Below are 16,928 nucleotides of genomic sequence, written 5' to 3' on the forward strand. Positions count from 1 at the left end.
AGGGGAAGGAATAGTGAGCATTGCGCACCATGCTGCAGCGGATGCACCGGCATGGTGCATCGGCCGCACCGCGGGGCTCAGGTCACAGCCAGGATGCGCCGTTCGCGCAGCAAGGCAGTGAAGGCTTCGGCGGCCAGGGGACGGCTGAAATAATAGCCCTGCATTTCGTCGCAGCCGTGTTCCGTCAGGAAGGCCACCTGTTCGCGCGTTTCCACGCCTTCGGCGATGACGCGCATGTCCAGGTTGTGCGCCAGCGAGATGACGGAACGGGCAATGGCCGCATCGCTGCTGCTGGTGGTAACGTCGTCGACGAAGGATTTGTCGATCTTCAGCACGTCGATGGGAAAGCGTTTCAGATAGCCCAGGCTGGAATAGCCGGTGCCGAAGTCGTCGAGAGAAATGCCCACGCCGATATCCTTCAGGCGCGTGAGAGCCGCCACCGCCTTGTCCGGGTCGCCCATCACCGTGCTTTCCGTGATCTCGATACCCAGACAGGCGGGCGCGATGCCGTATTTGCGCAAGGTCGCCTCGACAAACGGCACCGTGCGGTCCTGCGCAAACTGTTTACCCGACAGGTTGACGGCCACCTTGATGCTGCCCAGGCCCGCATCGTGCCAGACGCGGATCTGCGCGCAGACACTTTCGAGCACCCATTCGCCGATGGCCGTGATCGAGCCGTATTCCTCGGCCAGCGCGATGAACAGGCCGGGCGGCACCTTGCCCAGCACCGGGTTATCCCAGCGCAGCAGGGCTTCCGCGCCCAGCATGGCGCCCGTGCGCAAACACATTTGCGGCTGGTAATGCACAGCGAATTCATCGCGGCAGATGGCGCCGCGCAGTTGCTGCTGCATGGCCAGGCGGGCGCGGATATCACTGCCCATGCGCTCCGTGAAGAAGGCGTAATGGTCGCGCCCCATTTCCTTGGCGCGCACCAGTGCCGTGTCGGCGTGGCGCAGCACGTCGTCGAGGCTGTCGCCGTCGGCCGGGCACATGGCGATGCCGATACTGGTGGTCAGCGCCAGGCGCTCGCCATCGACGCTGAGTTCTTCGCGCAAGCCGGCCAGGATGGTTTGCGCCAGCGCAAGCGTGCGCCCCAGCAGGGCATCGTCCTGCAGCAGGATCTGGAATTCGTCGCCGCCCTGGCGCACCACGGTGTCGCCCTCGCGCACGCAGCCGGAGAGGAAACGCGCCACCACTTGCAGCGCCTTGTCGCCCACGGCCTGGCCGTGCGAATCGTTGATATTCTTGAAGCGGTCCAGGTCCAGGCACATCAGCACCACTTGCTGGCTGTCGCGCAGGGCGTTCGCGCGCGCTTGTTCGAAGCGCTCGCGCAACAGCACGCGGTTCGGCAAACCGGTCAGCGCGTCATGGTAGGAGAGGAAGTCGATCAGATGCTGCTCGGCCTTGCGCTCGCTGATATCGAGGAAGACGCCCACGTAGTTGACGACGCCGCCATCCGGGCCATGCACGGTGGACACGCTGAGCAAACAGGGATAGGTGTCGCCGCTCTTGCGCCGCGTTTGCACCTCGCCCGACCAGCAGCCGCTGCTGCGCAAGCCCTGGCGCATGGCCAGCAGCACCGCTTCGCCCGTGTGCTCGGCATGCAGGCGCATGATATCCGTGCCCACCACTTCCTGCGCCGCATAGCCGGTGATGCGTGTAAAAGCGGGATTGGCCGTGACGATGACGCCGGCCGGATCCGTGATCAAAATGGCGTCCTGGGTGGCTTCGAAGACCTGGCCCGACAGGCGCAGCAATTCTTCATTGGCGCGGCGGATCTGCACTTCGCGCGCCAGGGTGCTGGCCACCTGCGCCAGTTCGGCCGTGCGTTCGGCCACGCGCCGTTCCAGGTTGGCGCGCTCCTGCGCCAGTTGCAGCTGCGCCCGCGCCAGGCGCACGTGCGCATCGGTGCGGGCCAGGATTTCCTCGGCCTGGAAGGGCTTGGCGATAAAATCGACGGCGCCCAGCGCAAAGCCGCGCACCTTGTCGTCCGTATCGTACTGGGCCGACAGGAAGATCACCGGCACCTGGCGCAAGGACGGTATCTCCTTCAGGCGGCGGCAGACTTCAAAGCCGTCGAGGCCCGGCATGCGCACGTCGAGCAAAATCAGCTCGGGCGGGCGCGCCTGGGCCGTCCACAGGGCCAGTTCACCGTTCGGCGCCTGGCGCACCGCATAGCCGGCGCCACCCAGCAAATCGCTCAACAACTTCAGCGAAGCCGGCGTATCTTCAACGATCAGTACTTCGCCCTTCGAATTTACTTCCGAAAAATCGCGGTGCATGTAGCAGTTCTCTCAGCTTTGGATGAGGCGCGGCGGTCCGTTGCCACGCTGGACAAGACATTTCTTTGCGATGAACTACGTATTATCATCATAATCTTTATTGCAATTTAGCACCATCCATGCGCGGCACTTAGTCCTCTTTTCATTGAATTCGATGTTGTCAGTCCACAATTTCAGGTAGGTGCCAGCGCGCCCTCGCTCTCCAGCAAGACGCACAGCTGACGGTACTGGTGCTGGTCAAGCATGGCCTGCAGCGGCGCCAGCAAAGGCGCTGCCGCCGCCGGCAGGGTTGCCAGCAGCTGCGCCACCCTGGCCAGGTTCAATTCGCGCAGCGCCACCAGCAAGGCGGCGCGCTGATCCCCGGCCAGCAGCAGCAAGTCTTGCGCCTGCAGTGCCGGTGGCACTGCCGCCTGCGCCGGCACGACCGGTGGCGCGGGAGCCTGCACTGGCGCCTGCGCCGCCTGCGCGGGTATGCTGAAACGGAAGATGGCACCCTGCCCCGGGGCCGATTCCAGCGTCAGTTCGCCTTTCATCAACTGCACGAATTCGCGCGAGATGGCCAGCCCCAGGCCCGTGCCATCCTTCGGTCCCATGCTGTCGGCCTGCACGAACGGTTCGAAGATGCGCTGCTGGTCCTCCGGGGCGATGCCGATGCCCGTGTCGCTGACGGCGAACGACAGGCGCCACGTGGCGTCATCGCGCCGCTCGCCGCGCACGCGCAAGGTGACCTCGCCGCTGCCGGCAAACTTGACGGCGTTCGACATCAGGTTCAATAGCACTTGGCGCAAGCGCGTCGCGTCGAGCAGCACGGCCTCCGGCAGGTCCGCGCAATCGAGGCGCAGGGCCAGTCCCTGCTGCTCGGCGCGCATGCCCAGCATGTCCATCACTTCCTGCAACAGGGGCGCCAGCGCCACTACGGCCGTCTGCGCCTGCAAGCGTCCCGCCTCGCCCTTCGACAGTTCGAGGATTTCATTGATCAGGGTGAGCAAATGGTTGCCGGAGCGGTGGATGATGGCCAGGTTGCGCTTTTCATCGTCCTGCATATTGGGCGAGGCGGCCATCAGGCGCGAAAAGCCGATCACGGAATTCAAGGGCGTGCGCAGTTCATGGCTCATGTTAGCCAGGAAGGTGCTCTTGGCGCGGTTCGCCGCCTGCGCCTGGCTGACGGCCACCGACAAGGCGCTCGTGCGCTCGGCCACCAGTTCTTCCAGATGATGGCGGTGGCGCAGCAGTTCCAGTTCGGCCTCGCGATGCGCCGTGATGTCGTAGTTGGAGCCCACCATGCGCATGGGCTGGCCCCGCCCGTCGCGGAAGATCACGGCATCGGCCTTGATGTAGCGGATGGCGCCATCGGGCCACAGGATGCGGTACTCGTGCGTGAACGCCAGGCCGGCGCTCAGCGCGGCGCGCAGGGCCGCCTTGGTGGCCGGCACGTCGTCCGGCACCAGCGCCGCGCGCCAGATGGCCGCCGGCGCCATGCTGCTGGTCGCATCGGCCTTGAACTGCGCATACATCTGCTCGTCCCACTGCAATGCATCGCTGCTGACATTCCAGTCCCAGATGCCGATGCTGGCCGCGCCGGTCGCCATCTGCACGCGCTCCTCGCTGCGTTGCAAGGCGCGGTAGCGGCTGTCGAGCAGCGCCACCATGTCGCGGATGGAACGGTACAGGGTGCGCAACTCGCCCAGGAACCACGCTTGCGGCGGCGTGCCGAACGCTTCGCCCTGCCCCGCCTTGACGCCCGCAGCGTACTGGCCGATGGCCTTCAGGGGCTTGAGCATCAGACACCACATGAGCAGCCAGATGCTGGCCACCAGGATCACGTCGAGCGCCACGATCATGGCGCCGATGCCCAACGCGCGCTGCCGCAGCTGCGCGTGCAGCAGGGCCGGCGTCGCATACACGGCAACGCTGCCGATGACTTGTCCACCCATCGTCACGGGACGCCGCTGCACCAGCCAGCCCGGTTCGGCCGACAGCGCGGAGAGGCTGTCGATGGCGCCGTCGGCATTGCGGCGCAGGACCAGCGCCTCCTTGCCGATGCCCGGCGTGAGGGAACTGGCCACCAGATCGCGCTTGCCCAGCATGCTGCGCATGATGGCCTGCATCTGCTTTTCATCCAGGTTCCACAAGGGCAGTTCGATGGCCACGGCCAACTGGTCCGCGCTGACGGCCAGGCTACGATGCAACTGCTGCAAGCGCTGCTCGCGTTCGGACTGGTAAAACAGCACGGCAAACACCAGCAGCAGCGCAGTGACGACACAGGTCAGCGCCACGCTGACGGCCAGCACGATGGATACGCTGCCCAGACGGGCGCCCTTGGGCGAGTGAAAAGTCATGCGTCTTCGCCCTGCGGTTCGCTGGCCAGCTGCGCCAGCAAGGCGCACAGCGGCTGGTACTGGTGCTGTTCCAGCATGGCGGCGATATGCGCGGACAGCTGCGGCAGGCTGGTGGAAACGCCGGCCAGCACGATGGCGCTGCGCCGCAAATCGAGGGCTTGCACGGATTCGAGCAGCGCCTGACGTTCGGCTGCGCCCAGCTGGCCCAGCGCCTGCTGCAAGTCAAAGGCCGCCGCCTGCACACGCGGCGGCGCGGCGGCGGCGCGCTGGAAGCGCACGCCCAGTTGCTGCTCCAGCATGGCAAACAGATGTTCCTGCTCGATCGGTTTGCGCAGGAAGCCATCGGCGCCAGCCGCCAGCGCCTCCTGCTTTTCTTCCTCGAAGGCGGAGGCTGTCATGATCACCAGGCGCGGCTGCACCAGCGCCGGCTGCGCGCGCAGCCAGCGCGTTAGCGCCAGGCCATCCATGTCCGGCATGCGCCAGTCGCTCAGCACCATGTCGTAGCGCTGCGCCGCCAGCATGGCTTGCGCCTGCGCGCCGCCTGCCGCTTCCTGCAGCTGGAAACCCAGCGGCGCCAGCAAGCCGGCCAGCAACTTGCGGCAATTGTCGTCATCATCGACCAGCAGCACCATGCGCCCGCGCTGGCCCGGCGGCAGGCGCGCCACGCGGCCCGGCGCCAGCGCCGCGATGGCCGGCCGCTGCAGCACCGGCGCGCGCAGGTCGAAACGGAATACGGAACCGGCTCCCAGCGTGGAATCGACGCGCAGCTCGCCGCCCATCAGGCGCACGAATTCGCGCGAAATAGTCAGCCCCAATCCCGTGCCAGCCTGCGCCACCGCGCTGTCGGCCTGCACGAACGGCTCAAAGATGCGTTCCAGGTCCGCTTCCGCGATGCCGCTGCCCGTATCGCGCACGGCAAACGCCAGCGCCATTTGCCCATGGTCTGTCGCCTGGCACGCCAGCGACAAGGTCACGCTGCCCTGTTCGATGAACTTGAGCGCGTTCGACAGCAGATTCAGGAGCACCTGGCGCAGCTTGGCGCCATCGAGGCGCACCAGCGGCGGCACGCCGGAACGTTCAAGCTGCAGCGCGATGCCCTGGTCGCTCGAACGCATGCGCACCATCTCGAGCACCTCGTCGAGCAAGCCATTCAAGTCGACGGGTCCCGTTTGCAACTGCATGCGGCCCGCCTCGATTTTCGACAATTCGAGGATGTCGTTGATCAAGGTCAGCAAATGATGACCGGCGCGGTTGATGATCGCCAGGTTATGCTTTTCTTCCTCGAACATGCTGCTCGAATCGGCCATCATCTGCGAAAAACCGATCACGGAATTGAGCGGCGTGCGCAATTCGTGGCTCATGTTGGCCAGGAAGACGCTTTTCGCGCGATTCGCCGATTCGGCCTCGGTGACGGCCACCGACAGGGCCGCCGTGCGCTGCTGCACCAGTTCCTCCAGGTGGTCGCGGTAGCCGAGCAATTCCTGCTCGCTGTGCTTGCGCTCGGAAATGTCGACGATGCCGCTGCGCACCAGGCGCCGCCCTTCCATGGGCAATTTGACCAGCCGTACTTCGCAGGGGAAAATGCTGCCGTCGGCACGTCGCACATTGCGCTCCACCAGGACAGGCTCGCCCTGCATGGCGCGGCGCAGATGCTCTTCCATCATCAGCCCCAGCGGCAGGCCATCGGGCTGCTTGCCGCTATACAGGTCGAACGGCCCGCATGCCAGCAGCGCCGCGCGCGACAGGCCCAGCATGCGCTGCGCGCTGCTGTTGGCGTCGACGAAGCGGTCCAGGTCCAGGTCGTACACCAGAATGGCTTCCGGCGCATGTTCGACCAAAATGCGGAAGCGCTGCTCGCTCTCGCGCGCCTCGCTCTCGGCGCGGCGCAGGCGCCGCCGCTGCAGCAGCAAGGCGCTCAGCAAGCCAGCCATCACGATGAAGACGCCGCCCACCAGCAGCACGGCGACGCGGTGTTCATGCCACAGTTGCGGCGGCCGGTTAAAGAATAGCGTGTGCGGCGGCAGCAGGCTGATGTCCACATCCCAGCGCTGCAGCTGTTCCCAGTCATACATGGGCACCGGGCGGGCCGGCGGCAACAAGGCGCCCGGCGCGGCAGGCACCTTGCCCGCCAGCACGGCCAGCGACATCTGCGCCACCTGCTGCGCGGCCTGTTCGATGTGCAGGATGGAGCCGCCCAGGATGCCCTTGCCGACCGTCGCGTTGTACATGCCAAAGGTGGGCACATTGGCCAGCCGCGCCAGTTGCACGGAAAACTGCACGGGCGTGGCGACGTTGCCGTCCACGTCGCGGTTGACATTGCCCGCCACCAGCACGCTATCAGCGGGCAAGTGCGCCACCGCAGAGCGCATCTGCTCCAGGGTCAGGTTATCGAGATAGCGCATGGCCACCTTGCCCTGCCACGCCAGCGCCGCCTGCTGCATGCTGCGCTTCAAGACCTGGTCGGCCTCGCTGACGCCGACGGCCAGGACGATGGTTTTGGTCTCCGGAAACAGTGCCATGGCTTGCGCCAGGGTACCGGGAAAATCGACATTCGCCTTTTGCTGCCAGATGGCAGCCGGGCTGCCGGCCGGCAAGGCCATGCCCGAGGTGTTAATCGCCAACACGGGCACGCCGCGCGCCAGCGGCGCCAGATCTGACAACAGGAAATCGAGCGCCGGCTGCTGCATGGCGATGATCAGGTCGGCTTTGCGCCCCATCATCTGAGTGTATCTTAAAAGCAACAAATCACGCATCTCGTTGCGCAGCGCCGGGTCGCCCTGGGTATTCAGGTTGAGGTGCTCAACCATAATGTCTTCGTTGGCCAAGCCCGCAGCCACCATCGCTGCCACATAGGTGCGCGTGTACGATTCCACGCCGGCGCGGCCATAGTCGTAGGCGTTAAGGAACAGCACGCGCTGACCCTGGTGCGGCGGCGCGGCGGCGGCGGGCGACGATGCGGGCAAAGCCGCAGGGGCTGCGGCGGCACAGAACGCCAGCAGCAATGCGCGGCAGCAGCGGCGCACCGCTGCCCTGCCCATCCCGCCGCCAGCCCGCAAGCCGCCCGGCACATCACGCATCATTTGCCATGCCCATGCCCATGCTCACTCCCGCCTGTCACCATGTTTCAACTATGCACTGACGGATCAGCCACCGACACTTACAAAAACATGATAACGTCAACTGCAGGGACAAGTCTATTCCTTAGGGCAATCTTTTCACAATGCACCCACTCGCAACGCCAACCATTGTTACGCGGCGGTGCCGCTGATACCGAACAATTCCAGCTTCAGCCCTTTTATGCCAGACGGCACATAAATCGCAATCGCCTGGGCTTTGATCATGCTGTCATAAATACTGCCCTTGTTATTGATCGAAAAGTAATACGTATTGGGCCGTACCGGCACTTCAGCAGGAACCTGTGCCATATGGCGCAACTCGGCACCCGGAAGTGCCCGGTTCAGTAATAGTTCGATAGTGTCCGAAGACGAAATTTTGAATTGCAAGGGCACCGTGGCGACCAGTTCCAGCCCCGGCATATCAGCGTTTACCGCAAGAAAGAGTTCGGTCTGACGGTCAATCCGCGTGGCATCGAGCACACCGTGATAGTGGGTGTTTTGTTGCATGTCATTGGACAGCGCAATCGGGAAGTAACGCGACAGGAGCACAGTGTCGATCAGGTCGCGAATGATGCCATCGAGCTTGCCGAAACCGGGAGCCGCATCAGCGTGACAATAAGCCGGCAAGTCGCTCAGTGTGTATTTTTTAGAAAACGTCATCAAGCCACCAGCCAATGTCATCAATTTTTCAAACAAATACACGGGATGGTGGCGCCGGTAACTGGCGCAATGACTGAGCGTGGCGCTGGCCGTGCTTAATGTATTGAGCATCCAGAACGAGGAAACATCGCCGCCATGAAATTCCACCGTGTGATTACCGGGTTGACGATGGCGGCTGTACAGCGCCTCAATTTTCGCGCCCATGCGGTCGATCAGCGAATCGAGCATCTTCTGCAGCGAGGACTCGGCGCTGATGGTCAGGCCAGGCGGAATGAAGGAGGCATCGATTTCAAAGCTGCCATTGCCAGCCCGGTACAGACGGATCACCGGGATGGCAAGGTAATCATTCAGAGGATCCAGCTGCGACAGCAGATACACGCGTTTCTTCAGGTAAGCCACGTCTATGCTGACTGCCTCGCTGTACAAATCCGGGGTTTCGATATCCGCCTGGACATAGCGCGCGCCTGCAGAGCTCACATTGCCGCCATGTGCCTGCAACATGGGCAGTGCGGCATAAAAAGTAAAACTATGTTCGCCGGAAGGCAGCTTGGACAAATCAACCGCACTGGGCAATACATCGCCAAGCGGCGCTTCAAACAGTTCTCCATCCTGAAAGACGAGCGACATGTTGTCCGCCCGCAGGCTATTGTTAGCCAATGCATCCGCATTCCAGCTGACGCCATGCACACCCCATAAATGGGGATTAATCAACGAGGCCAGACGTTGCAAACGCGCTTCATGGTAGCGGTCCAGCTGCTGAAATTGCTGGGGACCGATAGCCAGCCCCTCGGACCACAGTAATTTGGATGGCAATGTCATTGCGTTCTCCATGTTGACCGTTGGAATCTTGCTGCCTTGCCAGTCTGATGTGGCCAGCTTGGAAGTCTTTGATGTTGCGCAGCAACCTTGTTCAATTATTTGCGCAAACGCAATTTACCTCTGAGCAAACGCTCGGATACTGGCCATTCCGCCACAATGACACAGGAAAAGAGAGATGGAGGACTTGCTGCCGTATTTCGAACGCGAATTGGTGATGCTGCGGCGACATTGCCGTGAGTTTGCCGAACGCTATCCGAGAATCGCCGGCAAATTGCACATGTCCGGCGAGTCTTGCGAAGATCCGCACATCGAACACTTGATCGAATCGGTGGCCATGCTGGCGGCACGCATCTCAAAACGACTCGATGACGACTATCCGCAATTTACCGAAGCCTTGTTCGAAGCCCTGTTCCCACATTATCTGCGCCCCTTTCCATCGTGCACGATCGTGCACCAATCTGCCCCGGCGGCTGGAGCGGGCGTATTGCACCTACCGGCCGGCAGTGACATGGATGCAACGCCTGTGCGCGGCGTGCGCTGCCGTTTCAAGACGATCTACGCGATGACGACAGGAGCAACGGTGCTGGAAAGTGCGGTTTTCGATGCCATGATCAAGGCGCCGCCCGGCGTGCGCCTGCCAGCATCGGCCAGTTCCTCGCTGAACATCGGCATCCGGCATCTCGATGCGGCGCCCGCATCGCTGCGCGTTTTCATCGATGCCGAAGCGTCTTTTTCCGCCGCATTGCGCGATGCCTTGTTCCTGCAGACAGTCTGCGCTTTTGTGTCTATCGACGCGGTGCAATGGATGGCATTGCCCGCCGTGCCTGTGACACCCGTCGGCTTCGCCGACACGGATGCCTTGATACCTTTCGGTGCTCGTTCGCAGCCGGCCTACCGCATCCTGAGCGAGTACTTTGCGTATCCGGAAAAATTCAATTTCTTTGACCTCGATATCGCTGCGCTGAGTGCTGCCCTGCCGCCCGGGTGCCAGCGCTTCACCCTGCATCTGTGCATGGCCGGTTTGCGACCCGATTCCGCTACGGCGCGCATGTTATCCAGCATTTCCAGCGAAAACTTGAGGCTAGGCTGCAGTCCGGCGGTCAATCTCTTTCGCCAGGAAGGCGTGCCGATCGCCATCACCCGGCAGAAAACCGACTACTCCGTGCTGGCCCATGCTACCCACGCGCATGGTTACGAAGTCGTCTCCGTCGACGCGGTGCGTTTGCTGCGCCAACGCGGCGGCGACAGCACGCTGACCGAATTTCGCCCGCTGTACAGCCTGCGCCATGGCGAAGGTACGGCGCAACAAGGCCATTACTGGGTCGTACGCCACGATACGAATTTGGCCATCAAAAGTCCTGGCCACGAAAAGAAAATCACGCTGGTCGATAGCGACTTCAATCCCTTGATCCATGAAAAGGCCAGCTTATCGCTGTCGCTGACATGCAGTAACCGCGATCTTCCCCTTGCGCTCAAATACGGCCAGCCGCAAGGAGACTTGCAACCGTGCGGCGGCGGACCTGCACTGCACATGCTGCGACGCCCCAGCCAGCCGCGGCGCTTTTCACCGGGCGCGGGCCTGCACTGGCGCCTGATTTCGCACCTGGCGCTGAATCATCACGCGCTGGTGCAGGAAGGTCTGCCGGCGCTGCGCGAAATGCTGACACTCTACGACTTGTCCCAAACGGCCACCTCGCAACGCCAGATCAACGGCATCGTCGCGCTGGCGCACTCGCCGACCACGACATGGCTGCGACACAAGCGCGGCACCTCGTTGGCGCATGGCGTGGAGGTGCGCATCACGCTGGACGAGGAAGCATTCGTCGGCAGCGGCATGCACCTGTTTGTGCAGGTGATCGATCACTTTCTTGGGCTGTATGTGCAAATCAACAGTTTCATCGAACTGGTGGTGCTGTCATTGCAAAGCGGAGAGGAGCTGATCCGATGCAAATCAAGAAGCGGACTGCAGAATCTGGTGTAATGCACCACTTGCTGGCCGAGCCGTACCGCTACCAGTTCGTGCAGGCGGTGCGTATTCTGCTGTGCTGGCTACGTAGCCAGAATGTGTCCCATGCGCAAGCCTTCAAGCAGGTGTTGCGCTTCAAGAACAGCCTGTCCTTGAGTTTTCCCGCCAGTGAAATTGAACAGCTCTCGCTCGACGACAATGAACAACTGACCCTGACTCCGACTTTCATGCGTTTTATGGGCGTCGGCGGCACCTTGCCCCTGCACCACACGGAACGCATTGCCGCCTACCGTTTGTCGAGCAAAGACGCTGGCGTCTCGGCCTTCCTCGATATCTTTTCACACCGCATGGTCGTGCTGTATTACCAGGCGTGGGAAAAGTATCGACTGGAATCCACGCTCCAGACCCAGGCAAAAGATGCACAACTGCCTTTGCTGCTGGCACTGGCTGGCGTGCGGCGCACTGCACTGCCGGCGAGCGCCGAACCTGATGCCGTGACGCAAGACGTGGCGGCCTGGTACGCGGGTCAGCTGCGCTGCCGTCCCGTCTCCGCGCAAGCGATTGGCCCCGTGCTGGCGGAGTACTGCGGTGTACCCGTCTCCCTGCAACAATTTGTCGGTGGCTGGGACTATCTAGAAAAAAATCGGCGCAGCCTGCTAGGCAGTGTCAACTTTACCCTGGCGCGCGGCGCAACCGTTGGCCTGCGGCTTTGGCGCCGCGACATGCGCGTCTGCCTGCATATCGGGCCGCTGGATCCCGCCGGCCTAGAACGCTTCCTGCCGCGCAGCACAGGCGCGGCGGCACTGGCAAAAATGCTGGCGCTGTTTGGCGTACCAGACTTGCAGTATGAAGTGCGGCTGATATTGAGTCCGCCATGCATTACCCCCCTGCTTCTGAGTTCCAATCCGTCAGCAAGACGGCGCCTTGGCTGGACGACGTTTCTGCAGACAGCACAAGGCAAGGTAGGCGGCGCCGAAGTGCGTTATTTGCTGCAACTGGCTTGAAGCAATGCATACATGGAAAGCGAGGCAAGCATGAAACATGCGGGACGCGGCGTCATCCGGCTAGGAGACGCAACCGATCATGGCGGCAAGGTCACCAGTGCATCGTCTGGCAGCACAGTGATGGGGAAAACCGCGGCGCTGGCCGATGACACAACCTTCTGCCCCAAGTGCAAGGGCAGCTTTCCGATCACGCCCGATGGCGCCGGCGCAAAACATATGGGCAAGCCGTACGCCTATGACGGCGATGCCACCGCCTGCGGCGCACACCTGATCACATCGTTATAGCGGAGGCAGGCCATGCATGCAAGCATCCAGGCGGCACTTTCGGCCTTCGACCTCGCCGCGCAAGAACGGCGCCTGCTGAAGATCGATTTCCCCCATGAAGATGGACCGGCCGGGGCCATCTTGCTGGTCAACTCACTGACCGCCAGAGAAGAGGTATCGCGCGACTTCCGTTTCGAGGCCGAATTGCTATCCGATGATGCGCATATTGCGCTGAAGGCCATGATGGGCCGCATGGTGACCATTTCAATGGTGCGCGACGATGGCACGCTGCGCCACTTTAACGGCTATGTGGGCGAATTTTGCCTGCTGCGCGCCGATGGCGGCTTTGCGTGGTATCGGGTGGTGCTGCAACCATGGCTGGCTTTCGCCCGGCTGCGCCAGGACAATGTGTCCTTCCATGGCCAAAGCGTGATGCAGCTGACCGTAACGACGTTTGCGCACTACGGGCAGCGCGACTGGAAAACCAGCATCCATGGCGACGATCCGCAGATCACCTGCGCCAACCAGCATAATGAAACCGATTACAACCACCTGCACCGGCGCTGGGAAGCGCTGGGCTGGCATTACTGGTACGAGCACCGCGCCGATGGCCATACCTTATGGCTTGCAGACAATAGCACCTTGGCGGACATGATCGCCACAGCATCTGGCGACGGCGCCATGCGTTTCCATTCCGAATCGGGTTCCATGGAAGATGATGGCTTGCAACAGTGGCTAGCCGTGCGCCGGCTCGGCTCCGGGCAGCTGACCTTGGCCAGTTTCGACTATAAAAATCCACAGCCACGCCTTGCCAGCGGCTACTCCCTGAATCGTCAGGGTGATGTATTTGCCCACGAACTGTATGAAAACACGGGCGCTTATGGCTATAAGAATGTCGATGATGGAGAAGCTCTGGCACAGCGGCGCATGGAAGAAAGCGACCATCTGCGCCAGTACTTCGAAGCGGCCGGCAATCATCGTGACGCACAGCCTGGCCTTTGCTTCCGGCTCGATGGACATTTCAGCGCCGAAGAAAAATGCTGCCAGCCTGGCCAGGAGCGCCCTGACAGTATCGCCGAACGCGAATACCTGATCCTGTCAGTGGTGCATAGCGCCAGCAATAATTATCAGGTCGGCCCCAGCGCACCTTCCCACTATGTCAACACTATGGTGTGCGTGCGCCGGGACATCCGTTGGCGGCCGGGCCGTGGCTACAACAGCACGCCATGCATCGTTGCCGGCGTGCAGACGGCGCTGGTGGTCGGGCCGGTCGGGGAGGAAATCCATACCGATGCACTGGGACGCATCCGCCTGCAATTTCACTGGGACCGCCTGGGTGAATTCGATGAGCGCAGCTCGCCTTGGATACGGGTCATGATGCCAATGGCGGGGCCGCAAATGGGGCAAATCGCCTTGCCGCGCGTGGGTCAGGAAGTGGTCGTGCAATTCCAGGATGGCAATATCGACCACCCCATCGTCATCGGCGTGGTCTACAACAGTGCCAATCCGCCGCCGTGGCAATTACCGCAGCAGCGCGCCCTGTCCGGCTTGCGCAGCCGCGAACTGGGCGCCCGCAGCGCCAACCACCTTGTACTCGACGATACCAAGGGCGCGATCCAGGCACAGCTGCGCAGCGAGCACCAGGACAGCCGGCTTTCATTGGGCAACATCACCCGCATCGACGACAATGCCGGCCGCAAGGAAGCGCGCGGTGTCGGCTTTGAATTGGCCAGTAACGCCTGGGGTGCACTGCGCGCTGCCAAAGGCATGCTGATCACCACAGAAACGCCGGCAGGCGGCGGCTCCGTCAAGCAACTCGACGAAACACAGGCCCGTCTGGCGCAAGCACGTCAACTGCAGCAAGGCTTGGCCGGCATGGCCGTCGACGCGGGTGCGCAAGACAGCGCAGCACAACAGGGCGCCGTCGCCGAGTCCATCCAGCAACAAAACGCCGCTATCAAGGGGAGCGCCGGCGATTTTCCGGAGCTGTCCGAACCGCATTTGCTGCTGACCAGCCCGGCCGGCATCGAACTGAGCACGGCCCAGTCGATCCACCTGGCCGCGAGCGAGCATGTGGCGCTCTCCAGCAGCAAGCATATTTCACTCGCCAGCGGCGACAGCATGTTCGCCAGCATCGCCAAGAGCTTCAGCCTGTTCGTGCACAAGGCCGGCATGAAGCTGATCGCCGCCAGCGGCAAGGTCTCCATCCAGGCGCACAGCGACGAAGTGGAAATCATTGCCCAGAAAGTGCTGTCGCTCATCAGCGAAGCGGACTGGGTCAACATCAAGGGCAAGAAAGGCGTCCGCCTGCACGGCGCCAACCACATGCTGGAAATCAGCGACAAGGTGCAGTTCTTCACATCATCCCCCGTACTCTTCAACGGCAACCTGGAAACCTTGCCGCCGAAGAGCGTGTCGCAGGAATTTAATGAACGGCCACACAGTAGTTTTGATCAGGAAGTCTTGCTGGTGAATGCCGACGATACGCCGGCCGTTGGTGTTGCTTTTGAAATCCTGCGCGATGACGGCAACATCGCCGGAAAAAGCGCGGAAGACGGTTCCACGCAACTACAAAAATCCACCGGCATGGACAGCTACCTCATTCGCTACAAGGGAGAACTGCCATGAGCAAATGTGATGACTTGAATAACCGAGGCAATCATCCTGCGAAGTTTGGTCAAGGCGTGGGAGGCTGGGCAGAACTCGCTGTTTCGATGACGGAAACAAAAGATACCGCCCGACATGACGTCACCCTACCGCCAGGCAAAGTCATTCCTGTCATTTTCCTGCCAGGCGTGATGGGTAGCAATCTAAGGATGAGCAAGATTCGCCAAGAAGAATTGCGCCGTCCAGACAATCGGGCTTGGCGGCCAGACGATATGATGGGTGCGGGAGGCAAGACTGCTGTCCTCACAGGCAACGGCTTGGGTGGCTGGTTCACAAGTGCGTCGCCACGGCAGCGTCAATTGGTGTTTGACCCCGCTGAAACCGAAGTCGAGTACTACCATTACACCGAAAGCAACAGTCGCTTCGATCCAGATGGTGCGGAAACCAAGGCTGCAGATGCACGGCATCAAAATGTGCCAGACAGCTTTACACCCATTCCTCCTTTGATGGGAACTAACAGGATCGCGACAACAATACGTCCGAATCAAGGTAAAGCCTGCTCATATCAAAGCCCAGCACAAATAGCCCGTTGGCGAGGATGGAGTGAAGTGTTATTTGCTGGTGCGTACGGAACAATGTTGCGGGCTGCCGAATTGCATCTCAATAACATGATTTCTGACGGCAAGCCACATCCTGTCTGGCGTCAAACGAGTGGTCTTGGCGCATTGCTTTTGCAAGATCCAAAAAATTTTGGTGCGTCATCTGGTAAAGCCATTACCGTCAGCGATTTAAAGAAAATTTCTCCTTGTTGGTATCCAGTGCATGCGATGGGTTACAACTTTATCAAGAGCAATGGTGTATCTGCCGTCACTATTGCAGAGCGACTACGCGGCCTGGTCAAAGGCTACCAGAAACGCGGATTCAAATGTGACGAAGTTATCATCGTCACGCATAGCATGGGGGGCTTGCTGGCCCGTGCATTGATACACCCAAGTTATGGAAAGATGCTTGACGATAAGGATGTAAAAATCCTGGGAATTTATCACAATGTGATGCCCACCATTGGAGCCGCAGGGGCGTATAAACGCATGCGTTTTGGCTTTCAGGAAAGAGAGGGGTCTGTAGCGGAAATAGAGGCAAGCATTCTAGGCATCAACGGTGTACATGCCACCGCCATTCTGGCAAACGCACCGGCGCCACTGGAAATGATGCCAGGTGCGGCATATGGCCAGAATTGGCTGAAAATTGTAGATGCACAGGATAAAATTTTATGGAGTTGGCCTCGCGATAATGCCACTGCACTGGAAAGCATTTACCTTCAACCAGCCAATGCGTGGTGGAGGCTAATCAATCCGAAATGGGTAAACCCCGCAGACCTCCCTCGTGAAAAAGGTGGCGGTATAGAAAAAACAATGAAGCGCATAAGAAAAGCCACAGAATTTTTATCATCCATAGAGAAAACGTTTCACCCAAACACTTATGCAAGCTATTGCGCATCGAGGAATTTTTTAAGTTATGGCGATGTCGTATTTAAATTAATTGACGGTCTTCACAGCGGCTCTAACGATCCATGGAATAAATTTGAGCCGCTACCTGAAAAATGGAAATTACTTGAAGATGATAGCAAGGGGCAACTCATCGTTCAGGCCGGAGGAAAAAACTTAAAATTAAAGCTACAGTCAGCCAGTGCACGCGGTGATGGGACGGTACCGTCAGACCGTTCTGCACGGCACATCACAGGCACACTTTTCGTACATGGCATGGCGGAAGCGAACGGTTATGAACACCAGAACAGCTATGCCGATACAAATGTAATGGCATCCATGCTGTATTCCATCGTACAAATTGCCAAGACGGCAAAATGGGATTAA

9 protein-coding genes are annotated in these 16,928 nt (G+C 60.8%); 5 read left to right on the top strand and 4 right to left on the bottom strand.

The window, feature by feature from the left end:
• Nucleotides 1-77: 77 nt before the first annotated feature.
• The 4 genes from ACQ4W7_RS18675 to tssK form a co-directional block, all read right to left on the bottom strand.
• Complete coding sequence (locus ACQ4W7_RS18675) at nt 78-2,282, bottom strand: EAL domain-containing response regulator (protein WP_436532387.1); 2,205 nt, start codon at nt 2,280-2,282, stop codon at nt 78-80.
• Nucleotides 2,283-2,455: 173 nt separating this feature from the next.
• A complete protein-coding gene (locus tag ACQ4W7_RS18680) occupies nt 2,456-4,621 on the bottom strand; it encodes a sensor histidine kinase (protein WP_436532389.1) in 2,166 nt (721 codons plus the stop codon).
• Nucleotides 4,618-7,701 (bottom strand): response regulator, encoded by a 3,084-nt coding sequence (locus tag ACQ4W7_RS18685; RefSeq protein ID WP_436532391.1) that lies wholly within the window; start codon nt 7,699-7,701, stop codon nt 4,618-4,620. The genes ACQ4W7_RS18680 and ACQ4W7_RS18685 overlap by 4 nt, the downstream gene beginning before the upstream one ends.
• A gap of 168 nt (nt 7,702-7,869) precedes the next feature.
• Nucleotides 7,870-9,216, bottom strand: a complete 1,347-nt coding sequence (gene tssK, locus ACQ4W7_RS18690) for a type VI secretion system baseplate subunit TssK (RefSeq protein ID WP_436532393.1) — start codon at nt 9,214-9,216, stop codon at nt 7,870-7,872.
• 175 nt (nt 9,217-9,391) lie between these two features.
• Here tssK and tssF point away from each other — a divergent pair, with 175 nt between their 5' ends.
• From tssF to ACQ4W7_RS18715, 5 genes are read left to right on the top strand one after another with little or no spacing between them, the layout of a single operon-like run.
• Nucleotides 9,392-11,197 (top strand): type VI secretion system baseplate subunit TssF, encoded by a 1,806-nt coding sequence (tssF, locus tag ACQ4W7_RS18695; RefSeq protein ID WP_436532395.1) that lies wholly within the window; start codon nt 9,392-9,394, stop codon nt 11,195-11,197.
• Nucleotides 11,197-12,186 (top strand): type VI secretion system baseplate subunit TssG, encoded by a 990-nt coding sequence (gene tssG / locus ACQ4W7_RS18700; RefSeq protein WP_436532397.1) that lies wholly within the window; start codon nt 11,197-11,199, stop codon nt 12,184-12,186. The genes tssF and tssG overlap by 1 nt, the downstream gene beginning before the upstream one ends.
• Before the next feature lie 12 nt (nt 12,187-12,198).
• Nucleotides 12,199-12,471, top strand: a complete 273-nt coding sequence (locus ACQ4W7_RS18705; RefSeq protein WP_404811498.1) for a PAAR domain-containing protein — start codon at nt 12,199-12,201, stop codon at nt 12,469-12,471.
• 12 nt (nt 12,472-12,483) lie between these two features.
• Complete coding sequence (locus ACQ4W7_RS18710) at nt 12,484-15,078, top strand: type VI secretion system Vgr family protein (protein ID WP_436532400.1); 2,595 nt, start codon at nt 12,484-12,486, stop codon at nt 15,076-15,078.
• Nucleotides 15,075-16,928: an esterase/lipase family protein gene (locus ACQ4W7_RS18715; RefSeq protein ID WP_436532402.1), complete on the top strand. Its 1,854-nt coding sequence runs from the start codon at nt 15,075-15,077 to the stop codon at nt 16,926-16,928. The genes ACQ4W7_RS18710 and ACQ4W7_RS18715 overlap by 4 nt, the downstream gene beginning before the upstream one ends.

Origin of the sequence: Janthinobacterium algoris (genome assembly GCF_051380935.1) — a bacterium.
Taxonomy (GTDB): domain Bacteria; phylum Pseudomonadota; class Gammaproteobacteria; order Burkholderiales; family Burkholderiaceae_D; genus Janthinobacterium.